The sequence below is a fragment of the Sporosarcina sp. GTC18466 genome, from assembly GCF_055389225.1.
Genome location: NZ_AP044037.1, coordinates 1324439 through 1349631, shown reverse-complemented (window position 1 = coordinate 1349631; position 25193 = coordinate 1324439). Strand labels below are relative to the sequence as shown.

Genomic DNA, 25193 nt, shown 5'->3' with positions numbered 1-25193 from the left:
CGCTGGGAGGGAATTGCAGTGACAAAAAACAAACTGGTTTTTACCGGGTATTTCCTCGTCTTTCCGGCAATTTTCATCATCAGTTCCCTTGTATGGCGGCTGTTGATCCGGCATGAGGTGTTACTCGTTTCACTCGCCGATACATTATCCATCCTGGCGATCTACTACTTCATCGCCAGTGCTTTCTTCGTAATCCGCATGAAGTGAGCGGGAGGCAGGCCAGTTGAATAAGTTGCGCAGCAATTGTATTTTCTGGACTATTTAAAGAGGCTATGACCAAATTTAAAAACGGTGAACTTGACGGCTATAAAGAAAAAGATGTGACAAAATACGTCTACGCCATCATGTATAATTGGGGTGGTGAAAAGTACATCGAATTAGAAAAACGGTATTTGACTGAAAATGAACTGGAAGAGGTTAACGGGAAATTGATTGACGAAAAGGATGTGGATTGAAATGAAAATCAGTAGACAAGCCGAAGCTGAATTTCCCGATTTTGATAGTCATGAAAATGCTCTAAGATAAAAATAAATATGACGATAATTTTGTTACAACAAAAAGTGGTTGTTCAATAGACGGACCAGAATTATGTACTTAAGAAAAGAGAGATTTAAAAAGTATTTAAATATTGGATAAAGAACAGGGTAAACGGTCTAATAGGGTGGAAAATAAAGATTTTATTGGAGGTTAGGTAAATATGAGAGGTATATCTTTTGAGATTCCAAATGAATACGGTAAATATTTGGCTGAAATATTGGATGATGTTAACGTAGAAAAATTCGATTGGAAACAAGGTGGTTTGAATGAATCTTATGTGATAGAGGATGGAGAATTAGGGAAAAGTTTGTTCAATGATTCGATTGTGAGCGGTGAAATATTTCGTAGATTAATTTCGGAACAAGAGTATTATTTAATATTTGTTGATATAAAAGCCTTTCCAAAAAACTCATTGACATCTGTAAGAACTGTATCCACATACGAAGAGTTTCTGGAGAGTGATTGCCAAATTATTTTTTTGTTAGTTGATTCAACTCATGCTTTTATTTATTTAAAAGATCAAATTATAACTGAAAACATATATTCCAAGGCAGTAACCATTGGTTTTAAAAACGTGGCATATATAACAGATGAAAATGATACAAATCATTCTTTGTCCAATTAAAAATAGACATTGGTCTTTAACCAATGTCTATTCCCACTTTATTTAATGTCCACTTCTTTTTCCGTTAACCCATGTGTGTCTGTGTGGAAATTTATAATTTCCAGGATGGTCATAATCTATGTCTTCGTCTGCTTTTCCGTTTTTATCATAATATCTTCTTTGTTTTAATTTACCGTCTTGTACTAAGTCTTTTGAAGATAAAGGATTACCTGTTGTAGGTAAAACATTATCGGCACTACCTTTTTTAGTGTTTTTAGTTGAATGGTTTGCTGTCTTTGTTCCTTCTTTTTTAGCTTTGTCATATGCTTTTTGTTCAAAAAATTCAACGACAGCATTGTATACCCATGAACCGGCAGCGATCACCGCACCACCGACAATAATTGCTCCCCCAACAGTAACTACAACTTCTCCAACAACCGGAATATACCAAGTTCCTGCTATCAGCGGAAGGACAGCTGCTGTCGCTGATACTTCACTATCATTTGAAAATTTGTTTATAGGTATGGCTGGATAAAAAGGCTCTTCTAAATATATTGCTTGTTCAAGTAGATTACTAAATTCTTCTTTAGTATAAAATGTTTTATCAATGTAAATACCCTCATCGGTTATAAGTACTTTGTAACCGTCAAGTAGAATTCAACAGTTTTCAACAAATAAGATTCAACAGTTTTTAGTTTGTTTCTCAATCGGTTTCTTCGAATAGTGTCTTTCTGTATTTCATGCGAATGCTGGGTTGTTCCTCCCCAAATGTGATGATCTCACTTCGATGGAGTAACCGATCTAAAACGGCAGTGGTTAGCACAGAATCGCCTAGAAACTTTCCCCATTCCGCCGGTCCTTTATTTGATGTCAGGATAAAAGCAGCCTTGTCATACATTTCATAAATGAACTGGAAGAATAGATGAGCTTCCTCCTGCTCATATGCCATATACATAACATCATCTATGATGATCAAATCAGCGGTGATCAGCCGTTTGTAACGTTTTTTGGATTTGCTGATATACTCTCTGGATTTCAAAATATAGATCAGCCGGTCCATCGATATGAAGATGGCCTGCCGGCCATTCTCGATCGCATGGATGCCTAGCGCTGTAGCCAGATGGGTTTTCCCGACTCCGGTTGGCCCCATCATGATTAGGGTGTAACACGCATCCACCCATGATAGTTCTTTTAGTATGTTTAACCGCTTTTCGCCAATCGCATTCTGCTCTTCGAGCCGGAAGCTCCCGAATGTCAGCACATCCGGGAATTCGGCCCATTTCATCAGCTTGTCGCTAGTCTTTCTCTCCCTGCACTGCGTCTCGTAGTTCAATACCGCAAGGATGAACTCATGATATGTCCATCCTTTGGCCTCTGCTTCTCTCAGAAACGTTGGCAGTTCTTTTGCTGTCTCAGCGAGGCGCAGAGCACGGCACATGTCCTGCAGTTCTGTATATGGTGTTGTCATCATCTACCGCTCCCTTCTAGGATCGTTCGGTAGATGTCCTCCTTGCGCTCCGGTGCCGTGTATTGCTCGTACTTCGCATTCATTACTCCCTCTTTAGGCAATTCCTTATGGCTCCTAACTTCGAGCGAAGTGGCGATATCCCGGAATTCGTGGGCACTTTTCATCCCAAGGCGTTTCATGGTACGCAGTGCCTCGGTCGCTTGATTAGGATAGGCAAGGATAGTGGCCTGTACAATCCGTAATTGATCCATGACATGTCGAGGATACTGGGCAGTCAATATCTCAATTAGCCATGCGGCATCCGGAGATTCCCCGAACGACTCGAGAACCTGGCGGATCATTTGATTTCGCTTGGTCAAATCGCGTTCTCGGTGGACAGGATCAGAGATCAATTTCCCTTTTTCCGTCGAGAGTGGATGCCTTGCGATAGGATGCCCATTCTCTTGCAGCCGGATCAGTAGGTAGCCGTTCTCCTCAGATACATAGGCATGATTGGGTGCCCCTTTTCGGTACGTACCAAGCGGTACGCTATAGCGGTTCCCCCCATGGCGGATGACGTTGTCCTTCTGTATTAGTTTTGGTATACTGGACGCAAAGTTACCTTCCACAAGATAGGTACCGGAGACATTTCGAAGCTGTTGCTTTTCCAGGGCGTGCACTTCGAAGGGTCTCTTTTTTGTATTGTGATGCATTTTGTAATTCCCTGTACGTGTGAGCCAGCGCATGGAGTCCTCCTGCCAATCGTCCAGGTTGTCGAAAATGCGATGCTTCGCAAAATTATTTTTCACATACTTCACTACCTGTTCAATCTTTCCTTTGGACTGTGGATCAGCCGCACGGCACAGATAGATCTTGAAGTCTCTTGCCTGCTGGTATCGGGTGAAATCTGCCGTGAGAATCAGATCACCTGCATTTTCACTGACTGTAAGTAGACGATCCTGGTCGTAGACCATTTCGATTGGAATGCCGCCGAAATACCGGAAGGCATTCTCATGAGTTCTGATCAAGTCTGCTGTTGTAAAGGGACGATCCAGCCATTCAACATACTTGTACCTAGAGTGGGCGAGTATGAAGGCAATGAAATAGAGTCGTCTGTATGCGCCGGAGGTGGTTTCTTGGTTTGTCTGGCCGAAATCCACCTGGATCTGCTGCCCCATTGGCAGCTCTGGGACGGCACTAAATTTACGTTCCTCCATCTTTTTGGGGAGATGATAAACCTCCCGCAATTCCCGCAGATAATTTCGCACAGTTCCTTCCGTGACGAAGGCAGGATCCATTTTCTCCTTCTCAATCAGCCGATCATATATCTGAGCGCCACTGAAATCGGGATGTTCCTTGAGCCAAGCCAGGATCTGCTTTTGGTAGGCGTCCAGTTTCTTGCTTCTGTTCTGTAATGATAGGCTGAAGAGGAGGAACTCCTCCGGTGACATCTTCGCGTAGTCAATTACCAGATTGCGGGAGACCTGTAGTTTGCTTGCGATCTTGCTTTTTGAAAATCCTTCCTTGCGCAATCTATGTATCTCGTTATATAACATCCATCTTTCCACTCCTCGTACCTCACTTTCTATAGACTCTCTCAAGTATATAAAAAATGGGCGAATTTAGGTAAACTGTTCAATCTTATTTATCGAAAACCGTTTACTCTTATTTGTGGAAATCTGTTGATTCTAGTTTATCGTTTACATACTTCCTTTTGATTAATGGATGCACGCTCTAACTTGTCAGATTTTAAGAGAGCATTTGCACTGACACTGCTATTAGTTCCAAATACCAAAACGACCAACATAATCACACTTAAATAAGATTTAAATTTCTTTTTCATAAGCATCTCCTTTTTCGTAGTATATTTTTGTAATAGTGTTACTGAAATTTCCTTGTAAGTAAAAGGAAAAATGGTTATTTAATAGTTTTTTAAAAAATATTGCGACAAATAAGTGAAGGGAGCAGTGGATATCCATTGCCTCCCTTTTTATTCTTCGGCCAAAAGTGTAACTTGCTGCAGAAGAATAAACGTGGCAATTGTCAACGGTAAATGTCTGACTGGAGCGTCAGCGGAAGGAATTTTAGGAGTTGACAATTTCGCTGCACCCGAACCCTCTTGGCTCGTCAAAAGGCAACACCATGCGGGAGCTTTCCCCGCATCTTTTTTTGCCGTTTGGAGAGGGGATTGCTTCGTTTTTGGACGCGATTGCTTCGTTTTGACAGGCGGTTGCTTCCAACTGAAGATGGTTGCTTCGTTTGCCGGCCGGATTGCTTAAAGTACGCCCAGTATTGCTTCTTTTCGCGGAAAATTGCACTGTTCCTCGAGCGGCACCATAAAACATGGAAAGATTCAGCTGCCGACTCAGTACATTCATACGAAAGGTTGCAATGTTTGCCCACAAGCTTGCATCGCTCACAAAAGAATAAGACACTCCCTCGCTCCATTTCGACGCTCACCCGCACTCAATCCACTCCCGCAATCCATTGCGCCATTCACCCGCAGCTCCCTCCAATCACCCAAACTCCCTCCTAGAACTTTAGCACTCTCTTTCAAAATTGTAATTGACACTGATTCTCATTATCATCTATACTCATGTCAATGAGAAGAGTTCTCAACTAAAAGGAGGATACAGACAGATGAAGAAGATGTTCATTTACATAGCGATGACCGCATTGATAGCGGCTCTCGCGGCTTGCGGCAATGATGCGGCAGGAGATAAGGCGGCGGCAGATACGGTGAAGGAGAAACCGACAGATTCTCAAGCAGCTGAAGTAATTGAGAATGAGAAGATTGAAGTGCAAGATGCGACGGGGCGAGTGGTGACGTTCGAAGAGCAGCCGGAGACGTTTGCGGCCCTCAGTGCGGGAGACCTGGATATTCTGATGGCGCTTGGCGCAGAAGTTGTCGGGCGTCCGACTTCGCACGGCCCTGCTGTAGCTGAACTGGAATCAATCGAGCAGATCGGCAATCCGCACCAGCCGAATTTTGAAAAGATCGCCGAAGTGAATCCCGACGTGATGATCGCTTCGCCGAGCATGAAAGCGCATGAAGCGAACCTCGAGCGGCAAGGGACGAAAATGGTGTACACCGCCGCGAACAGCGTAAGCGATATCCAGCAGACGATTTCGACAGTCGGGCAGCTGCTGCAAAAAGAGAGCGATGCCAAAGCGCTGAATGACAAGATCGATAGCGAACTTGCCGCAGTGAAGGAAGGCATCAGCAAAACTGGCGCGAAGGCGCTGCTCGTCTACGGAGCCCCTGGAACGTATCTGGCAGCATTGCCGAACTCCCTTTCCGGCGACTTGCTGGAGCTTGCGGGCGGCGAGAATATCGCCAGCGACTTCCCGAATGAAGATAAATATCCGCAGTATGCGAGCCTGAGCGTCGAGAAGATCATTGAACGCAACCCGGAAGTCGTCATGTTGATCACGCACGGGGAGCCGGAAGCGGTGAAAGCGGCATTTGAAGAGGAAATGATGAAAAATCCGGCATGGAAAAACCTTGATGCGGTGAAAGAGGGGCGTGTCGTCGTCCTCCCGTCCGATCTGTTCGGAACGAACCCGGGAACGAGAATCGTAGATGCATTCAAAGTGATGAAAGAGAGCCTGGAAGAGGGCGCGGCGAAATGATCGCAGCTGCTGAAACGCCGCGGAAGGACAGACATCCGCTTGCGCGCAAGCGGTTCGTCGTCCTGATCACGGCTGGTTCGCTGCTCGTCGTGGCGGCGCTCGCCAGCCTGATGATCGGGGCGGTTTCCTTCTCGCTTCCTGAAATTTGGAATGGCATATTTTCATCGGCGGATTCTCTTGAGCGCCGAATTGTCTGGGAACTGCGGGTCCCCCGGATGCTTGTCGGATTGATTGTCGGCATGTGTCTTGCATCTGCGGGAGCCATTTTGCAGGGGATCATGCGCAACCCGCTCGCAGACCCCGGGATTATCGGAGTGTCTTCGGGTGCGGGTCTTGCGGCGACCGTAATCATGATCCTGTTTCCGGCGTACATCATGCTTCTTCCGGCAGCCGCTTTCCTCGGCGCGCTCGTCACGGCGCTGATCATCTACGCGATGTCCTGGAAGGGGGGCGCGTCCCCGGTGCGCATCATTCTGGTCGGTGTCGCCATCAATGCGGTCATCGGAGCGGTCATGAGCGCGCTGATGCTGCTTTACAGTGACCGGGTCCAGGCGGTGCTTCCATGGCTTGCGGGCGGCATCGCGGGAGTCGGCTGGGTGCAGTTCTAGATGATCATTTACTACGCGTTAGCAGCACTCGTCCTCGCGCTGTTCGCCATTCCGCATATCCGGATCCTGCGTCTCGGCGACGAGATGGCGAAGCTGCTTGGCCACAAAGTCGAACGGAGCCGTTTCTTCCTCATCCTCCTGAGCACGCTGCTCGCAGGGATTGCGGTCAGCGTCTCGGGGCTGATCGGTTTCGTCGGTCTCGTCGTCCCGCATATCGTGCGGACGATGGTCGGCGGCGATTACCGGTATCTGCTTCCGATTTCGGCGCTCGGCGGCGGACTGCTCGTCGTTGTCGCCGATACGATCGCCCGCAGCGCATTCAATCCAATCGAGCTGCCCGTCGGCATTCTGCTGTCATTCCTCGGAGGGCCGTTCTTCTTATATCTGATCCAGAAACGGAGGAATTCATTTGCTGACAACTGAATCACTGGCGTACAGCCATTCGGCGGACTTCAGTCTGTCCGGTATCGACCTGACGATCAAACAGGGAGAAATCGTCAGCTTGATCGGCCCGAATGGCTCTGGAAAATCGACGTTCCTGCGTCTCATCTCGCGTCTCATCGCCCCTGACAGCGGCACGGTACTACTCGACGGGCGCCAAATTGAACAGATGAAAACAAAGGAAGTGGCGCAGACGCTTGCGATGCTGCCGCAAATGCAGGACCACCAAATCGATCTGACCGTCGGCGAACTCGTCGAATTCGGCCGGCACCCGCACCGCAAGGCGTACGGCAAACCGAGTGGGGAGGACCGGGAGATGATCGAATGGGCGCTCGGCGTGACCAAGCTCACGTCCTACCGCAACCGGATGATCCATACACTGTCGGGCGGCGAGCGGCAACGGGCCTGGATCGCTATGGCGATCGCCCAGCAACCGAAGATCCTGCTGCTCGACGAACCGACGACCTACCTCGACATCTCGCATCAGCTGGAGGTCATGGAGCTGGTGAAATCGCTCAATGAAACCGCAGGAATGACGGTCGTCATGGTGCTTCACGACATCAACCAGGCAGCGCGCTACAGCGACCGGCTCATCGTCCTCAAGGAAGGGGAGATCCGGTTCGACGGCATCCCGCAGTGCGTGTTCTGTAAGGACATGTTCCGGTCGATCTTTGAGATTGATGCGGATATTTTCATGAAAGACGGGCAGTACTTTTTCACTCCAAATAAATTACGGAAGGATGATTGCTGTGAGGCAGGAAGGCATGAAGAAAGAACAATTGGACAGTGAGCTGGTGCGCGCATTCGTCATAGCGGCACATGGGAATTTTGAAGAAGTGAAGGCGTTGCTGAACAGGGAACCGGATCTCGTCAACGCGGTGATGAACTGGGGCGGGGACGACTGGGAAAGCGGGCTTGGCGCGGCTGCTCATACTGGGAACCGTGATATTGCAGAGTATTTGATTGCACATGGAGCTTGGATCGACATTTTCGCTGCCGCTATGCTCGGCGAACTGGAAATCGTCAAAAGCATCATCTACAGTTACCCGGAGATGGTTCATGCGAAGGGAGCGCACGGCATTCCGCTCATCCGCCATGCAGAACGCGGGGGCGAGCAGGCGCAGCCGGTGCTTGATTTCTTGAAGAATATGAGTGAAAGTCTGCAGATGCAGGCATTATAAAGGAGGAAATGAACATGCAAATGATGACAGCTGTGAACACGATCCAGATCGAGAAAGGGAAGGGCGACGAGGTGGCAAGCCGCTTTGCTGTCGCAAAATCGGTCCATACATTTGAAGGGTTCATCCGCATGGAAGTCTGGATGAAGGAAAATTCTCCGGATTATGATGAACTCAAAGTGTGCACGACCTGGGAGGACCGCAGTTTCTTCGACAACTGGCTGAAGAGCCGTGAATCGGAGAAAGCGCACGGCGGTGAGCGCGCGAAGAAGCCGGAAGGGAAAGGCCCGATCCTCGGAAGTGAATTGACGACGTTCACCGTGAAAGTCCAGCATCTTCCTGCAGAGAAAATAGTGCAACAATAAGGTGGACAGCCGGTATCCCGCGGGAGCCGGTTTTTTTAATTGGACTGCAAAAATGCATCCGGGCCACAAACACAGTATACTGATGGGTAACCATTCCGCCCCCGTGGGTGAAACGTGGATGAAGGAGCTGAGAGCGATTTGGCTGCATGCAAAGTAACAGTGATCGGCAGCATCAACATGGATTTAGTGACGAGTACGAGCCGGATCCCGCAAGTGGGGGAAACCGTGACGGGTGATTCGTTTCTTACGATACCTGGCGGGAAAGGCGCGAATCAGGCTGTTGCCGCGGCACGGCTTGGTGCAGCTGTCACGATGATCGGTGCTGTGGGGGATGACCCTTTTGGAAAAACGTTAGTGGAGCACTTGAAGGCGCAGGGGATTAACACGGATTTGATCATGGAAGTCCGGGGGTGCTCGACCGGAATCGCTTCGATTACGTTATCCGACAGGGATAATAGCATCATCGTCGTACCTGGCGCGAATAGCTATGTCACTCCGGAGATGGTCGAACAACATGAAGAGGCGATCAGGAATAGTGATATTCTTTTGCTGCAGCTGGAAATTCCGCTTGCGAGTGTGATCAAGGCCGTGGAACTTGCACATAAACATCGCGTCCCTGCCATCTTGAATCCTGCGCCGATTCAAGAGCTTCCCATGGAGCTGCTGGAGATGGTCGATTATGTAACGCCGAACGAGCATGAGCAAACTCTTCTATTCGCGGCAATAGACGGACCCGGAGGGCAACTTGAAAAGATAAAAGAAAAGTGCATTGTCACGAAAGGGTCCAAAGGGGTTATGCTGTACAAAGATGGCGACTCTGTAACGATACCCGCTGCCAAAGTCGAAGTCGTCGACACTACAGGAGCGGGGGATACGTTCAATGGTGCATTGGCCTATGCGTTATGCGAGGGCTTTGCAATGGAGGAAGCCTGCCAATTTGCAAATGTGGCCGCAGCCATTTCTGTTACGAAGCTCGGAGCGCAGACAGGCATGCCGACGAAAAGAGAAGTGGAAGATTTCTTGAAGGCCTATCCATTACTTTGATTTGAAACGGAGGAATTAAGATGAAACCAGTCATACTAGACGTTGACACCGGAATTGATGATGCGATGGCGATCGCGTATGCCATGCATTCCCCGGAGCTCGATGTAATCGGGCTGACGACATGCTTCGGGAATAACTCGGTTGAAAATACGACACGCAATACACTAGCGGTCCTGGAAAAGATAGGGAAGACGGCGCCTGTGTATAGGGGTGCTGCAAAGCCGCTCAAACGCGATATAGGGAATTTCCCCCTGCATGTTCACGGAGAAGATGGGCTCGGGAATAGCTTTGTTCCACTTCCTGCAGCAAAAGCGGAGCAAGAACACGCGGTGGATTTCATCATCCGCCAAGTGAAAGAGCGTCCGCATGAAATCACGATGATCCCTGTCGGCCCGCTTACGAATCTTGCGCAAGCCATCCAAAAGGATCCTGCCATCGTCCCACTTTTCAAAGAGATCATCCTGATGGGCGGTGCCGTTTTCGTCCCTGGAAATGTCACGCCGTTCAGTGAAGCGAATATACATACGGATCCGGAAGCGGCTGAGCTTGTCTTTTCCTCCGGGCTGCCAGTCACTGTAGTTGGCCTGGATGTAACGATGAAGACCCTTTTACCAGAAGAGGCCTTAGAGAGCTGGCGTGCTAAAGGAACTGACGAAGCCCGGTTTTTTGCGGACATGACGCGTTTCTATATGGCAGCCTATGAGACATTCGAACCGGGCATCGGAGGGTGCGCCTTGCATGATCCGTTAGCTGTGGGCGTTGCAATCAATCCGGATTTTGTCCAAACGGAAGAGTGGAATGTAACGGTTGTCCTGGAAGGGGAAGAGACAGGGAAAACGGTACCGTCATCTAGCGGCAATCCAAAAGTCCAAGTGTGCACCGAGGTCAAGGCGGAGCAATTTCTTCACCACTTCCTGGAGCGGGTTTTATAGACGGGTCGGAAATCCAGGGAGGAATGTGAATGAAACATGTATACGATCATACGGGAATTGCTGTCAGAAGCATTGAGGACGCCCTTCCTTTTTATCTGAATGTCCTGAACGGATCGCTGGAGGACCGGTACACAAGCACAGCGCCGGGCGTGGAAGTGCATGTGGCGGTCGTGAGGACGGAAGAGCAGCTGATCGAACTGCTGGAACCGACGAATAAGAACTCTCCGATCGCCCGTTTCATCAGGCAGCGGGGAAAAGGGGTCCACCACATTGCGTACCGAGTCGATGACCTCGATCAAGCGATTGCAGACGCCAGAAGTAACGGAGTGCGTTTCCTGGAAGATACATTGCGGACCAATGCGAGGGGCAGAAGACTGATTTATATCAATCCGATTTCCACGGATGGCACGTTAGTGGAGCTTTGCAGTTATCCAGAGGCTGGCGGGGTTGATTGAAAGGAAAGGAACCATGACCTTGACTTACCATCCAGGAAACTATACGATGGGGCTATAACTGAATGATATGCACTAGGGGTGTTATGTAACTGAGACGAGTTTGACTCGAACCCTTTGAACCTGAACTAGTTCATACTAGCGTAGGAAAGTGTAAACTCGATACATATAATGTGGGCGCGTATGCCTTGTTTTTGATATGTACATAATGACTTTACGCAACTTTCCTACGGGAAGGCTGCGTATTTTTTTGTTTGATCAACTAAAGAAGTGGGAGTGTTCAAGATGAGCAGAACAGTAGTAGTGACAGGCGGGAGCAGAGGACTCGGCGCAACAATCGTGCAGACATTGGTGGAGCAAGGATTTCAAGTGGTCATCAATTATAACAAGAGCCGGGAGGCGGCAGAGCAGCTTGCAGCTGAAGCGGACGGGAAGGCGATTGCCATCCAGGCAGACGTGACGAACCGGGAAGAAGTGGACCGGATGATGACAGAGGCGGCGGACCATTTCGGCGGCATAGACGTCGTCGTCAACAATGCCCTCGTAGACTTTAAATTCGATCCGACAAAACAGAAAGCCTTCAAGGATCTGTCGTGGGACGATTATCAGAAACAGCTGGATGGCACGTTGAAAGCGGCATTCAATATCTCGCAAAGTGTAATTCCGCAATTCATGGAACGAAAGAGCGGCGGTATTATCAGCATTGGCACCAACCTGTTCCAAAACCCGGTCGTGCCGTATCACGAATACACGACTGCGAAAGCAGGGTTGATCGGCTTTACGCGTAATCTTGCGGCAGAACTCGGCCAATACGGCATCCGAGCGAACGTCGTATCGGGCGGTCTATTGAAAACGACGGATGCCAGCAGCGTGACAACGCCGGAAGTGTTCGACTTGATTGCACAATCCACTCCGCTGAAGAAGGTGACGACGCCTCAAGATGTCGCAAGCACGGTCGTTTTCCTTTGCTCAGAGCAGGCAGACGGCATTACGGGTCAGAACATCACCGTGGATGGCGGCCTGACCATGAATTGACCGCGTAATTTCAGGCGGACAGAGGTCTTCCTCCAAGTCTTGTATCACTATCAGCATGGCTACTTTACTTAGCAGTATAAACAGCAGTTAAAACGCACAGTGTTGTCTGTGCGTTTTTACTTGCTATGTACTATTCAACAATCGCGCCAGATGGTTGAAGTATCCACTTTTTAAGATCCTTTGCTTTCTTTCGGCTTTTTAACACTGAAATATGCTCCTAAAATTAAACCTAACGCTGACAATCCATAAATAACAGATGTAATGTCAGTATGAATATTTAAACTGGATGTAACCACAGCCAGTACGAGAGAAATCAAAATCAATAAATACTTCATTTTACCCATCCCTTTCTCAATAAAATTTACTGTTTATATACTTCCACAGGAGTGCGGTATACCAAATAAATCGAGATAAGTGTACTCGAAATCCCCATCTACTAGCCGGTGGGGATTTTTGCGCTTACCAAAGATGTACACTCCCTACTCCAGAATGGCGCCTTATTATGGAACAAGGGGCAAATAGCCTGTGTATTACAGTTCTTTATTTTTATCTATTGCACTTTTAGTCTTGAGTTGGATCTATGTCAATATCCTGGACACAAAAATGTTAAGTCGTTGTCAGAAACGGCATCCATTCATGGATGGTCCTGTATCCAGCGAAACCAGTCAAGTGAAAGCCCGCACTTGACAGCTTTCGCTGGATACAGGAAGTACAGTCCATGGATGTCGTTCCTGAAAAATGTGTAGGTAGGTTGAATCGAAGTCCTAATGACATCTAACGATCAAGCAGCTACCTGTCTGCACTGATCCTCGAGTTGCTGCGGCGTCAAGTAATCAATTGCCCCATGGATTCGTTTCCGGTTATACCAGGATTCAATGTACTGGAAGAGGGCAATTCGTGCTGCTTCAAAATCTAGATAAGTGGTTTGATAGATTTCTTCCTTCTTTAATGTGGCATGAAAAGACTCGATGCAGGCGTTGTCATACGGACAGCCTTTTCGACTGAAAGAGTGTTCCATTTTCGCTGCTTTTACTGCTTTTTGAAAGTCCTCGCTCGTATATTGGCTGCCTAAATCGGTATGAAGGATCAGCCCCTCTTCAGGCTGCTGGACATCAATTGCGTTGGCTAATGCTTGTAAGACGAGTTCTGTTGTCATGGATTTAGAAAAAGAATAACCTACAATTTTCTTCGTATGTAAATCCAATACAGAGGCCAGGTAGCACCAACCGTCTCTCAGTGTATGGATATACGTAATATCGGCCACCCATTTTTCATTGATGGTCGTCGTTTTAAAATCTTGATCTAATACATTGTCGCGTTCTTCTACTTGGCTGTCCGATGAAGTTGGACGGTATTTCTTCGTGATGACAGATCGAATTCCTTCTGTTTTCATAAGGCGCTGGACACGCTTTACGCTGACAGCGTAGCCTTCCTTTTTGAGAAGTTGATGAATTTTAGGCGCACCATAGCGGCCTTTACTCTCCGCATGTATGATTTTTATGCGTTCTAAAATCGCCTCGTTTTCCGTTTCATACGAGGATTTCACTTTATGGAATGATTGATAGTACGTACTTCTTGGCATGTCTAGCACGTCACACAAAACTTGAACAGGGTGGTTTTCTTTCTCCTGTTCGATATGGTCGATAATCTCTTGGTCGGTCACTTTTTCGCGAATATGGTCATAGCCTTTTTTAGAATGTCTACCTCCTGCTTGAGGCGTAGATTTTCCTTTTGGATCTCCGCAATTTCAGCGGGTGTCAAACCGTCTCCATTTTCAATTGGGGAGTGCGCTTTGATCCATTTGTAAATGGTCACTTCAGATACACCATATTCGCGGTTGAGATCACTCACAGGCGTGCCAGCTCTGTAGAGTTCGACGATTGTTTGTTTGAATTCGTGGTTGTAACGTTTTTGTTTCATTCCGGACACGTCCTCTCTATTGTTTAGGATAGAGACTTAACTAACTTGTGTCCATACATCTATACTAGCTCCAAGTAGAGAATAGATATCTTTGATAGTAAGAATAAGTAGTCCTGTGGCAAGCAACCATAGAAAATATATTTTGTTATGAAGATTGGCTACTAAATATTCATAGTATTTATACGCAAAGTAGCAATTCACTAGTAGCAATAGCAGGTCACTACCTACAAACGCTATCCCTCTTTTTTCTTCTTCATGTTTAAAGAAGTTAGATAGGATCAGCCTCACAAATAGGATGATTGCCAGGAGACTTGTATAAGTGACCATATCCGCTGTAAAGTTACGATCAAAGTCCATGGATCTCGTCCTTTCCTATTAAAATTTTTCACCAAAGAATCTATGAAGCTAAATGAAGCTAAAGGCATTGGTTGTGTAATAAGCGCCACTATATACTCCAATTGACTTTGAATAATCATTCATTTACTCACATTGCATTATATTATTAGAGCTTCCTGCTCATAATGCCCGTAAAGTTGAACAAAACGACTTCTTCTATCCCTATTTTATCACAAAACCATTTGTTTCCTTTGAAATAATCAGATTTTCACAAAAGAAGTTTCAGGTATCTTATTAAGATGCTTATAATCGGAGTTGTGATAACCTAGCTAATAACTACATGGATTCACCTAAATTACAATTTAAGACGTTGATATATCAATGAAAACAGGGACACCCATTATATGCGGATGCGTCCCTGAGCGTTGTATGATTTTATTTTTCTCCCCGTGTTCAGAACCCCTTACATTCAGAGAGGGGCTCCTTATTCATATTTCCCTTTGAGCGGCACAAACCGCACGTCTCCCAGAACCTCCTTAGACAGCATTCCGCCCGCCTCTTTCCTCACACGCAATAACTGCTGCAAAGACGGCGGTCCGACAGGGATGATCAGGATGCCTCCTTCAGCCAGTTGCTCCGTCAATTCCTCAGGCAGTTCAGCAGCCGCGGCGGTGACGATGATCCGGTCAAACGGCGCATGCTCGCTCCAGCCCGTGCTTCCGTCGTCCAGCTTGAAATGGATATTTTCCAGCCGCATCTTTTGCAGTCGCTTTTCCGCGGCTGTTGCCAGCGGTTCAATCCGTTCCACGGTATAGACTGACTTCACGAATGGTGCCAGCATAGCTGTCTGATAGCCGGACCCTGTGCCGATTTCCAATACGCGCGCTTCTGGATCCAATTCAAGAGCCAGTGTCATCTCCAGCACGAGAGAGGGCTGGGAAATCGTCTGCTCATGCCCGATCGGTATCGCTTCATCCAAGTAAGCGAACTCCTGCAAGTCGTCCATGAATAACGAACGATCCAATTGCATGAAGTGCTCTCTGATTGCTTCCGATTGATCCTTCATTAGAAATTCTCCTCCTGACTCTCCAATCTATTCTAATAATTCCTAACTACTTCCATACCTTTATTTAATAAAGATAAACCAAAAGCGTAATATTTAGAGTTTATTCATCAATAGGACGGGTAGTGGAAGAACGTAGGGACTACTAGAGTTCCATTTGGTACAGGGAGGAGGTGATACTGTGAAGAAACTGCTCTCGATTGGCGGCGGTTTATGTGCGAGCCTATTGCTGGTGCCAACCCTAGTACACGGTGAGGAAGTAGAAAGCAAGACGAAAAAAGAGAGGCCGAAGGGTCTTGTGACCGGTCTTCTGGAAGGCGTCGGAAAGACGGCCAAAGGTACGCTCGAGTCCGTCGGCGGCCTTGTGGAGACGACAGTCGGGACGGTCGATCAGACGCTGCGCGATACGGTGGATTTTACAACAGAAACAGTGGAATCCGTCGTCCGTCCGACGTCGGATAAGCCCGTATCCGATCTGCTTGAGAGGACCGGGAAGTTTGCCGGGAAGACGGTCGAGAACGTTTCGCCTGTCGTGGAGTCGACAACGGGTACAGTCAAGACGGCGGTATCCGGCGTGAACGAAACTGTCAGCAGCCTGCCGGATGTGCCGGTTGTGAAGCCGGTCGCTGAGAAGGCCGTACAAACGGTTGAAAAGACAGTCGGCGGAGCAGATCAGACTGTGAAGGCGGCGGTCGACGGGGCAGGAAAGACTGCGCAAGACACGCTTGAATTCACTTCGACAGCTGTCAAGACGGTTACAGATCCGGCATCAGGCAAGCCGGTCGTGGATCTGCTTGAAGAGACCGGGACATTCGTGGATACGACGGTCACGAATGTCAAGCCAGTCGTGGAATCCACGACACATACAGTCCGGGAGACGGTGTCCGGGGTGAATGAAACGGCAGCCGAATTGCCGGACATCCCGGTCGTGACCCCAGTAACGGACCGGCTGGGCAAGACGCTGGAAGAGACAGTCGATTCGGCAGATGACCTTGTCGTCACGACAGTCGATTCGGTGAATCAGACGGTTCAGGATACGGTCACACTGACCTCCAAGACGGTGGACAGCCTGACAGATCCGGCTGCCAGACCTGTACGTGATCTCGTGACCAATACCGGTGATTTCCTGGATTCCACATTGACGAATGCGGGCTCCATTGTGGAAAGCACGACGGATACGGTCGGAACCGTACTGGAAGGCGGCGCGGAAACGGTTCAGGAACTGCCGGGCATTGTGATCGGAAAACCGGAACAACCGAGGAATCCGGAGACGCCTGAAAAGCCGGATGCTGAACAGGCGGATGAGCCGGAAAAACCGGGTGTTACACCGAACCTGCCTGCAGAGAAACCTCAGCAAAAGCCGGTAAAGCCGGACAATCAACCTGGTGAGGGAACCCAGGCAGGCGAGGAAGCGGCGGTGCCAAGCGCGAAACCGCAAGTCCTGCCTCCTGCGCAAGTGGACCAGGCGAAGGATCAAACCCATTCCCAGCAGGGGATTACTGGATCGCCTTCTGCAAATGGGCAGGCAGTACCCGGTTCAGCCATGGACCGTTCGGAGGGAATCCCTGCGTTCGTCATAGATACCGACGCGGTTGTGCCCCGCGGCGATTCAGATGGCGCACAGGAGGAAACCGAACTCACGGCTGAGCGGATGAATGCCCTTTCGTACACGGAGGAACCGGCGAATCTCATGAATGGCAACCTGCAGGCTGCAGGTGATGTGCTTGTCCCGGTGAAAGCCGAGCGCAGCATGAAAGCAAAAGCGGAACCGGACGCTCAGGCAGCGGAAACTAATCCGATTCCATCGTTCCCGGCATGGCAGAATTTCACCGACGGGACATATGGCGGATCCCCGGCAGTCATGACGGGCGGATCGGCGCAAGCCTCTTCGGCGATGACGATGACAGGCGGCAGTTCCGATATCGTGCCTGGCATCTTATCCAAGATCATGATGAGTGATCTCATGCAGCGGCAGTATTGGGCTTTGCAGGAAACGAAATTGACCACGCAATGGGACCATGCCCCGCCTGGCCAGCCACCCGCGTTCTCCCTTTTTTTACTACTCAACAAATAAAGTAAAAAAAGGAGAGAACAATCATGAAAAATAAATGGAGCTGGAAGCATAGTTTCTTGTCACTTGGTGTGTGCACTGCGATCATGGCTGCCCCAACACTCGCGAATGCAGAGGAAGGAAAAGGGAAAGGCCTGCTGGGACTTGATGTCAATCTGCTGAATAAGAAGGAAGGGAAATCCTCCCTGCTTGACGTGGAATTGAAGAATGTCCCGGTGGTCGGCGATGTGAAAGTGAAGATTCCGTCCGAACCGGAGAAGGGGGACGATGGCGAGAAGAAGAGTTCTCTCGCCAATGTGAATGTCAGCGGCGGCATCTTGGATGATGTGACTGTGACAGCCCTCGAGAAAAAGGAGAAGACTGACAGCGATAAAACCGCATCCAAAGGGTCGCTCGTGTCAGTGGGCGTGAAATCCGATATTACGAAGGATGTCAACATCGACGTAGCATCAAGTGAAAAGAAAGATGGAGAAAGCTCATCATTTGACGGTGGTTTGGTGGAAGTGAATGCGGAAGATCTGCCGGTGCTAGGCGAGACGCATGTCGGCGTGCTCGATAAGCATGTATCCGTAAGTGAAGAAGGCGAATCCGTCTCAGGCGGTTTGCTACAAGCGGATCTCGACAATGAACTGCTTGAAGACACATCCGTCAAAGTGCTGGCGGGTGAAAAGTCGTCTAGCGACGAAGGCGAAAGCGGCATGTCCGCAGTCGCTGACGTCCATGTCGGCGGAGGCGTACTCGAAGGCGTCGTCGATGAACTGGACGTCTCGGTGCTCGAGAAAAAAGGCGAAGCGACGGACGAATCCGTGTCCGCAAAGGATTCCCTCGTATCAGTCGGCGTGAAGTCGCCCGTGACGAATGACGTGAATGTCGACATCGCGTCAGGCGCGTACCAGGCAGATGAAGATTCATTCACGTATGACGGGGGTCTAGCCGAAGTGAACGCAGAAGACCTGCCGATCCTCGGTGAGACGCATGTCGGCGTGCTAGACAAGCATGTTTCTACAAGTGAAGAAGGCGAATCCGTCTCAGGCGGTTTGGTACAAGCGGATCTCGACAATGAACTGCTGGAAGACACATCTGTCAAAGTGCTGGCAGGCGAAAAGTCGTCGAATGACGATAGCACAAGCGGCATGTCCGCAGTCGCTGACGTCCATGTCGGCAGAGGCGTGCTCGAAGGCGTCGTCGATGAACTGGACGTCTCGGTGCTCGAGAAAAAAGGCGAAGTGACGGACGAATCCGTGTCCGCCAAGGATTCGCTCATATCAGTTGGCGTGAAGTCGCCCGTGACGAATGGCGTGAATGTTGATGTCGCGTCGGGCGAGTTCCAGGCAGATGAAGATTCATTCACATACGATGGCGGCCTGGCCGAAGTGAACGCGGAAGACTTGCCGATCCTCGGGGAGACGCATGTCGGAGTGCTGGACAAGCATGTATCTGTAAGCGAAGAAGGTGAGTCTGTCTCAGGCGGTTTGATCCAGGCGGACCTCGACAATGAACTGCTGGAAGACACATCTGTCAAAGTGCTGGCAGGCGAAAAAACGTCTAGCGACGAAGGCGAAAGCGGCATGTCCGCAGTCGCTGACGTCCATGTCGGCGGAGGCGTGCTCGAAGGCGTCGTCGATGAATTGGACGTCTCGGTGCTAGAGAAGAAAGGCGAAGCGACGGATGAATCCGTGTCCGCCAAGGATTCTCTCGTATCGGTCGGCGTGAAGTCGCCCGTGACGAATGACGTGAATGTTAACGTTGCATCAGGCGAGTTCCAGGCAGATGAAGATTCATTCACATACGACGGCGGCCTGGCCGAAGTGAACGCAGAAGACTTGCCGATCTTAGGCAAGACACATGTCGGCGTACTCGACAAGCATGTGGCGGTCGAAGGGGAAGAGGTCTCTTCCTCTTCCTCGCTGGTCGACCTCGGCCTGCTGGGCGGATTGCTTGACGGAACAGGTCTCGGCATTTTGAAACAAGAGGCGGAGACGACAGACGAAGGCATCCTCCAGACGAACACCGGCCTGGGCCTGACACTCGGTTTGCCGCTCTTAGGTCCCATCAACATTGACCTGTTAAAATGGCAGACGCTGATCCCGGCTGCTGTTGATCCTGACGAAGGCACGAATCCAGGGGAAGGCACAACAGACCCTGATGAAGGCACAAATCCAGGAGAAGGCACAACAGATCCTGACGAAGGCACAAATCCAGACGAAGGCACAACCGATCCGGATGAAGGCACAAATCCAGGAGAAGGCACAACAGACCCTGACGAAGGCACAAATCCAGGAGAAGGCACAACAGACCCTGACGAAGGCACAAATCCAGGGGAAGACACGACAGACCCTGACGAAGGCACGAATCCAGGGGAAGGCACAACAGACCCTGACGAAGGCACAAATCCAGGGGAAGGCACAACAGATCCGGATGAAGGCACAAATCCAGGAGAAGGCACAACAGACCCTGATGAAGGCACGAATCCAGGGGAAGGCACGACAGATCCGGATGAAGGCACGAATCCAGGAGAAGGCACGACAAATCCAGGCAATGAAACCCCGGCTCCGGGAGAAGGCACAACAACACCCGACAACGGCGGGACAGCCCCTGGTACAGATGAAGGCACCGCAAACCCGGATCCTGGTGAGACAGGAAATGAACCGGGAACTGATGAAGAAGACACTGGCATGCCACCGCTTGTGACAGGCCCAGGAGAAGGGACGGATGATGAACCGGCTTCTGGCAGCATGGACGGCATGGAGGGCAATTCAGGTACGCCTGGCCAGTCTTCTGTTACTGGAGTGACGCAGAATCCGGGCAGCGCTTTGCCTGGCATGAAGGAAAGCGGCAGCATGGGGGCCCCGGGAAGTATGGTCCTGAACGAGCCGGATCTGCGCACGTCCTTGCCAAAAACAGGCGGCGCCTGGGATGCAAAACGACTTGCCTTGCTTGCAGGACTCCTGCTGCTGGCTGGCGTGCTGCTGCTAGCTGCCAGCGGAAGAATCCATTTCCGCCGCAATGACGCACGGGAGTGATGATGCGATGAAACGATTCATGCGATACAGCGGCAGCATTCTCATTCTTGCGGGAGCCGGGCTTCTCGCACTGCTCCTGCAAGGGAATGCCAAACAAGCGCAGCATGACCAGGAATTGATGGACGCTTTCCAATCGGTGCAGGCCATGGAAATGGAGCCTGAACCGGCTTCGCAAGACGCCATCCGGAAGCAGACTGCGGAGCCGCCGCTTCATCCCGAGCTTGCGGGAATGGAGGGCATCCTGTCCATTCCGTCCATCGACCTCGAAATGCCTGTCCTTCTCGGAGCGGACCAAGCCACTTTGGCCAAGGGGCTTGGCGCCATTCCGGGGATGGACAAACCGGGCGACATGAACGGAAGTTACGCCATCGCCGGGCATCAGGCGCGCGTCATCGGAAAGCAGTTCAACCGGCTGCATGAGTTGGACGTCGGTACAACGTTCACCTTCCAGACGGTTGATGACGATCTTTCCTTCCGGGTATTTGACCGTAAAATCGTCAAGCCCGATGAAGTGGAAGTCCTCAAGGCGCAACAAGGCAAGGCAATGCTGTCTTTGATCACCTGCTACCCCGAGTATTCCAATGAATACCGGCTCGTCGTGCAAGCAGAACGAATCGGCGGCAAAAAGTAAAAGACTGGCGTGTTCCCTTGATAAAAGGAAACGCCAGTTTTTCATTTTGCTTTTGTATACTTTTTGACAGCCGGCAGGATGTCCGTGCCAATCAATTCGAGATTGCGCTGCAGCTTATCAAACGGCATGCCGCCGAAATCGATCTGGGCGACGTATCTCTGATGCCCGAACACTTCATGCTGGTAGAGGATCTTTTCGATGATCTCCTGCGGGCTGCCGACGTTCATGATATTGCTCCGTTCAGCGCCTTCTGCGAAGAGATGCCAGGAGAACCCGCGGCCGTTCGTCTTTTTCATGCCTTCATTGATATACGGATACAAGTCCTCGATCGCCTGCTGCGAGCTCTCCGCAGCGTAGAAGAACCCGGCCGTCGCGACAGGCAGACTGGCCGGATCATGTCCCGCAAGCCTTGCCGCTTCCCGGTACGCATCGACCGTCCCTTTGAAAGCCTCTGCAGGTCCGCCCAGATGGGCCATGAACATCGGCACGCCGGCTTGGCCCGCTTTGATGGCACTGGCCGGAGTGCCGCCTACCGCCCGCCAAATCGGCAGCGACCCTTCCTCGGGGCGCGGCAGGATTTCGGCGTTCCGCAACGGGGCCCGATAGTCGCCGTTCCAGTTGACGACAGTTTCCTGGTTGATTTTGAGCAGAAGATCGAACTTCTCCTCATACAGCGCTTCGTACTCCCGGACGTCGTAGCCGAGGAGCTCGAACAGGCCGATCCGTGAAGCGCGCCCGGCGACAATTTCCGCCCTCCCGCTTGAAATCAGATCGATCGTCGCGAAATTCTCATACACTCGCACAGGATCCGATGTACTGATGATTGTGGAGGAACTGCCGATCTTGATCCGCTCTGTCGCCTGCGCAATCGCGGCAAGGACAACAGCATGCGCCTGCGTGGCAAAGTACTCCTGATGACTCTCCCCGACACTGAAAAAGTCGAGCCCTGCCTGTTCCGCGAGCTTCGCATACTCAATGATCTGCCGCACCCGCTCACCCGCAGAAATCCGCTTGCCTGTCAGCGGATCCGGCAAATGATCGCCGAGCGTGTAAATCCCGAATTCCAGCCCGTTTTCAGGGTGTATTCTGTATCGTTCCATGCTTGCACCTCTTTCTTCTATAGTAGACCTATGACCCAGATGCATTCACCATCTTTTCCTTGCAAGTAGTGTACTATAGGATGAAAGGTTAGGGATATTGAAATGCATGCAAGGGGAGGTGGCCTTTTGATGCAGAGTGTCGCATCGATAGAGCTGCGCTGCAGTGTACATGTTGTTCGAACAAACTGCCAGCACCCGCGTTACGCCGGATTGCTTCGTTTGAAGGAGGAATTGCACCATTCCAGCTACGGATTGCTCCGCTTTGCGGCATTGTTGCGGTGATAGCGCAAGGGATTGCTTCTTTACCAGGCAAGTTTGCTTCTTTCCAGCGGCTATTGCTTGTTTTCTGCCGCTGGGCATGACACCGGCTTTCAGAGGATTGGTACAAATTACCTCCCTCGAAATCTTTCGCAATCTATCACGCGTGAGAGAATCTATGATAGGGTAAAGGTATTAAGAGAGTCATGCCTAGAAATGCCTAAATGGGATGGAATGGAGTTGATCATGTGTATGTTGTCCTCTAAAAATTCCGCGGCCTTAATCACCTTTCTGCTTGTTGCCGGCATGGGCGCCTGGCTGTATGTCTTCCACGATGACCGCCATCTACGCATCATCGGTTCAGCGGGCTTCCCTATATTGGCGAGCAGCCTCGGTATATATTGGCTGCTGCGAAAAGCGGCCAACAAGCCGGCGAGACGGAAAAAGTTTGCAGGTTTTCTGGCATGCGGGATTGCTTTGTATCTGCTTGCCAACCTGATGATGCTGTCGCATCTCTTTCGCGAGATGGATTACTCCAAGATGACCAATTTCCTATGGATCGCTTCCTACATGGTCTTTGCTGCAGCGCTCCTCTATTATTTGCGCCAGCTGGACCGTAATGATACGACCTTCTATTTCAATGTGGCGATTTTCATGGTTGCTTCTATATCCATCAGCAGCCATTATTTCATTTCCCCGATCATTGGTCTGGCGGATCATTCTTTCACATTCTTCCTGTTCAATTTAGGTTACCCATTGCTGGACTTATTGTTATTATTTTTGCTTGTTAATATCTTCTATCTGCGGCCTCCAACAGGAGATGGAATGATTTTGGTGGCAGGTATCGGTTTTGCAGTATTGCTGATTGCCGACACCATGTACATACCCACTTTCATGACAGGCACCTACAGTCCTGGCCTGTATACCGATCCATTATGGATGCTGGCGATGCTGCTGATCGGACAGTCAGCGTTATATTCGGATGATGTCCAGATGGAAGGTGCTCAACAGTTGCGTAAATCTCGCAGAAGATCTGGCATCCTTCTCAATTTGAGCATCATCGTCCTATTGCTGCTGGTCATTAAGGAAAATGGCTGGGGATGGGATCCTTTGGTTTCAGGTTTTTTCATCATTCTCGTCATGCTTCTCATCCGCCAGCTGCTGAATATGAAGCAGATGACAGAATTACTGGACCGGCTTTGGCGCCAGGCATATATCGACGAATTGACCGGGCTGCCGAACCGCGCCTATTTCCTTGATCAAATCGACGAAGTCATTGAGACTGCAAGCGTTTCAAATTCAAAAGTAGCCTTGCTGCTGCTGGATCTCGATCATTTAAAGCAGATCAACGACACACTCGGTTACGAAATCGGAGATCAGCTGATAAAAAACGGGGCGGCTCTCGTGACAGAAGCGGTGGCAGAGGAAGGAGCGGTCTATCGGCTGCGCGGCGATGAATTTGTGCTTCTACTCACCGATGCGACCCGGAGCGACGTGAAAACCCTGGCGGAAAGGCTGCTGCTCCAGCTTCACCGGACTGTTGAAATCGGAGAGTATGCTATTCTGCTGACGCCGAGCATCGGCATCACGATGTACCCGGACGACGCAGAGACCCGGGACATGCTCATGCAGCGGGCGGATGCTTCGATGTATCAAGCGAAGCGGGACGGCAGGGGCGGGTATAAGTTCTATGACAGTGAACTGCACGAGAAAATCCTCCGCCGCATGACGATTGAGACGGAGCTGCGGCATGCATTGGAACTCGGCCAGCTGTCTTTGCATTATCAGCCGAAAGTGAAACTTGCCACCCGGGCAGCTGTCGGGATGGAGGCCCTGCTGCGCTGGCGACACCCGGAGCTCGGGGATGTCCCGCCCGGCGAATTCATTCCCGTCGCAGAGGAGTCCGGCGAAATCGTGGCGATCGGAGAGTGGGTCGTCCGGGAAGCATGCAGACAGACGAAACAATGGCATTTGGCGGGATATCCGGATTTATGCGTCTCCGTCAACGCCTCTGTCCGGCAATTCCTGCATAATGATTTTGTGGCGACTGTCGAGCAGGCTTGCTTTGACGCCGGGTTGCCGCCCGGCAGGCTGGAAATCGAGATTACAGAGAGCATCATGCAGAACAAGACAGAATCCCTGCTGATCCTGGAAGGGCTTAAACGGATCGGCGTGCAAGTGTCCATCGACGACTTTGGGACAGGCTACTCGTCGCTCGGCATCTTGAAGTCGCTGCCGTTCGATGTGCTGAAAATCGACCGATCGTTCATTTCAGATATGACAAGTGATTCGGAATGGTCTATCGTCGGCTCGATCATCACCATCGGCCGTAAAATGGATCTTGGGATTGTTGTTGAGGGTATTGAAACCCGGGAACAGGCGGAGCTCCTCTGGAAGTATGACAGCGGCCTCATCGGCCAAGGCTATCTGTTCGGACGGCCGATGCCGGCGGTGGAGTTCGGCGAATGGCTCAAGCTTCATTCATGAATCAAAAAAAGCAGGCTGGCGGGATGAA

22 protein-coding genes, 1 pseudogene and 1 riboswitch are annotated in these 25193 nt (G+C 50.2%); of the genes and pseudogenes, 16 read left to right on the top strand and 7 right to left on the bottom strand.

Annotated elements, in window-relative coordinates:
- Nucleotides 1–18: 18 nt before the first annotated feature.
- From ACZ5FK_RS06570 to ACZ5FK_RS06560, 3 genes are all read left to right on the top strand, one after another.
- A complete protein-coding gene (locus ACZ5FK_RS06570; RefSeq protein WP_464807099.1) occupies nt 19–207 on the top strand; it encodes a hypothetical protein in 189 nt (62 codons plus the stop codon).
- A 65-nt stretch (nt 208–272) separates the two neighbouring features.
- Nucleotides 273–455, top strand: a complete 183-nt coding sequence (locus ACZ5FK_RS06565) for a hypothetical protein (RefSeq protein WP_464807098.1) — start codon at nt 273–275, stop codon at nt 453–455.
- Between the two features lie 242 nt (nt 456–697).
- Nucleotides 698–1162 (top strand): DUF2691 family protein, encoded by a 465-nt coding sequence (locus ACZ5FK_RS06560; RefSeq protein WP_464807097.1) that lies wholly within the window; start codon nt 698–700, stop codon nt 1160–1162.
- Nucleotides 1163–1204: 42 nt separating this feature from the next.
- Here ACZ5FK_RS06560 and ACZ5FK_RS06555 read toward each other — a convergent pair whose 3' ends face one another.
- From ACZ5FK_RS06555 to ACZ5FK_RS06540, 4 genes are all read right to left on the bottom strand, one after another.
- Nucleotides 1205–1525, bottom strand: coding sequence for a hypothetical protein (locus ACZ5FK_RS06555; RefSeq protein ID WP_464807096.1), 321 nt, complete (start codon nt 1523–1525; stop codon nt 1205–1207).
- Nucleotides 1526–1844: 319 nt separating this feature from the next.
- Nucleotides 1845–2609, bottom strand: a complete 765-nt coding sequence (gene istB / locus ACZ5FK_RS06550) for an IS21-like element helper ATPase IstB (protein WP_464807095.1) — start codon at nt 2607–2609, stop codon at nt 1845–1847.
- Nucleotides 2609–4144 carry an IS21 family transposase gene (gene istA, locus ACZ5FK_RS06545; protein ID WP_464807094.1) on the bottom strand — a complete coding sequence of 512 codons (1536 nt, stop codon included), beginning with the start codon at nt 4142–4144 and terminating at the stop codon, nt 2609–2611. Before istA ends, istB begins: the two co-directional genes overlap by 1 nt.
- A 137-nt stretch (nt 4145–4281) precedes the next feature.
- Complete coding sequence (locus tag ACZ5FK_RS06540) at nt 4282–4431, bottom strand: hypothetical protein (protein WP_464807093.1); 150 nt, start codon at nt 4429–4431, stop codon at nt 4282–4284.
- 797 nt (nt 4432–5228) lie between these two features.
- Between ACZ5FK_RS06540 and ACZ5FK_RS06535 the strand changes: the two genes are divergently transcribed.
- The 9 genes and pseudogenes from ACZ5FK_RS06535 to ACZ5FK_RS06495 all read left to right on the top strand — a co-directional run bounded on the left by ACZ5FK_RS06535 (nt 5229) and on the right by ACZ5FK_RS06495 (nt 12276).
- Nucleotides 5229–6221, top strand: coding sequence for an ABC transporter substrate-binding protein (locus ACZ5FK_RS06535; protein WP_464807092.1), 993 nt, complete (start codon nt 5229–5231; stop codon nt 6219–6221).
- Nucleotides 6221–7252, top strand: a pseudogene (locus ACZ5FK_RS06530) (FecCD family ABC transporter permease). The gene ACZ5FK_RS06535 and the pseudogene ACZ5FK_RS06530 overlap by 1 nt, the downstream one beginning before the upstream one ends.
- Nucleotides 7239–8060, top strand: a complete 822-nt coding sequence (locus tag ACZ5FK_RS06525) for an ABC transporter ATP-binding protein (protein ID WP_464807091.1) — start codon at nt 7239–7241, stop codon at nt 8058–8060. The pseudogene ACZ5FK_RS06530 and the gene ACZ5FK_RS06525 overlap by 14 nt, the downstream one beginning before the upstream one ends.
- Nucleotides 8035–8451: an ankyrin repeat domain-containing protein gene (locus ACZ5FK_RS06520; RefSeq protein WP_464807090.1), complete on the top strand. Its 417-nt coding sequence runs from the start codon at nt 8035–8037 to the stop codon at nt 8449–8451. The genes ACZ5FK_RS06525 and ACZ5FK_RS06520 overlap by 26 nt, the downstream gene beginning before the upstream one ends.
- A 14-nt stretch (nt 8452–8465) precedes the next feature.
- Nucleotides 8466–8813 (top strand): antibiotic biosynthesis monooxygenase, encoded by a 348-nt coding sequence (locus ACZ5FK_RS06515; RefSeq protein ID WP_464807089.1) that lies wholly within the window; start codon nt 8466–8468, stop codon nt 8811–8813.
- Between the two features lie 177 nt (nt 8814–8990).
- On the top strand, nt 8991–9857 hold the full coding sequence (rbsK, locus tag ACZ5FK_RS06510; protein ID WP_464807385.1) for a ribokinase: 867 nt from the start codon (nt 8991–8993) through the stop codon (nt 9855–9857).
- A gap of 20 nt (nt 9858–9877) precedes the next feature.
- Entirely contained in the window at nt 9878–10789 is a 912-nt protein-coding gene (locus tag ACZ5FK_RS06505) for a nucleoside hydrolase (RefSeq protein WP_464807088.1), read from the top strand.
- Between the two features lie 29 nt (nt 10790–10818).
- Nucleotides 10819–11244, top strand: coding sequence for a VOC family protein (locus ACZ5FK_RS06500; RefSeq protein ID WP_464807087.1), 426 nt, complete (start codon nt 10819–10821; stop codon nt 11242–11244).
- 64 nt (nt 11245–11308) lie between these two features.
- A riboswitch (TPP riboswitch) is annotated at nt 11309–11408 on the top strand.
- Between the two features lie 118 nt (nt 11409–11526).
- A complete protein-coding gene (locus ACZ5FK_RS06495; RefSeq protein WP_464807086.1) occupies nt 11527–12276 on the top strand; it encodes a 3-oxoacyl-ACP reductase in 750 nt (249 codons plus the stop codon).
- Nucleotides 12277–13057: 781 nt separating this feature from the next.
- Here the strand turns inward: ACZ5FK_RS06495 and ACZ5FK_RS06490 are convergent.
- A protein-coding gene (locus ACZ5FK_RS06490; protein ID WP_464805437.1) for an IS3 family transposase occupies nt 13058–14196 on the bottom strand; the annotation gives its coding sequence in 2 pieces (ribosomal slippage) (nt 13058–13971 and nt 13971–14196; 1140 coding nt in all).
- 820 nt (nt 14197–15016) lie between these two features.
- A complete protein-coding gene (locus tag ACZ5FK_RS06485; protein WP_464807085.1) occupies nt 15017–15598 on the bottom strand; it encodes a protein-L-isoaspartate(D-aspartate) O-methyltransferase in 582 nt (193 codons plus the stop codon).
- A gap of 178 nt (nt 15599–15776) precedes the next feature.
- Between ACZ5FK_RS06485 and ACZ5FK_RS06480 the strand changes: the two genes are divergently transcribed.
- Genes ACZ5FK_RS06480 through ACZ5FK_RS06470 form a run of 3 tightly spaced genes read left to right on the top strand, consistent with a single transcriptional unit; the run spans nt 15777 to nt 21320 of the window.
- The gene (locus tag ACZ5FK_RS06480; protein WP_464807084.1) at nt 15777–17669 is read left to right on the top strand and encodes a hypothetical protein; all 1893 of its coding nucleotides are present in this window, start codon (nt 15777–15779) and stop codon (nt 17667–17669) included.
- Between the two features lie 23 nt (nt 17670–17692).
- Nucleotides 17693–20689: an ICP22 family protein gene (locus ACZ5FK_RS06475; RefSeq protein ID WP_464807083.1), complete on the top strand. Its 2997-nt coding sequence runs from the start codon at nt 17693–17695 to the stop codon at nt 20687–20689.
- 7 nt (nt 20690–20696) lie between these two features.
- Nucleotides 20697–21320: a class D sortase gene (locus ACZ5FK_RS06470; protein ID WP_464807082.1), complete on the top strand. Its 624-nt coding sequence runs from the start codon at nt 20697–20699 to the stop codon at nt 21318–21320.
- A gap of 41 nt (nt 21321–21361) precedes the next feature.
- Here ACZ5FK_RS06470 and ACZ5FK_RS06465 read toward each other — a convergent pair whose 3' ends face one another.
- On the bottom strand, nt 21362–22420 hold the full coding sequence (locus ACZ5FK_RS06465; protein WP_464807081.1) for an LLM class flavin-dependent oxidoreductase: 1059 nt from the start codon (nt 22418–22420) through the stop codon (nt 21362–21364).
- A 504-nt stretch (nt 22421–22924) separates the two neighbouring features.
- Between ACZ5FK_RS06465 and ACZ5FK_RS06460 the strand changes: the two genes are divergently transcribed.
- Nucleotides 22925–25165, top strand: coding sequence for a putative bifunctional diguanylate cyclase/phosphodiesterase (locus tag ACZ5FK_RS06460; RefSeq protein ID WP_464807384.1), 2241 nt, complete (start codon nt 22925–22927; stop codon nt 25163–25165).
- The last annotated feature ends 28 nt before the right edge of the window (nt 25166–25193 follow it).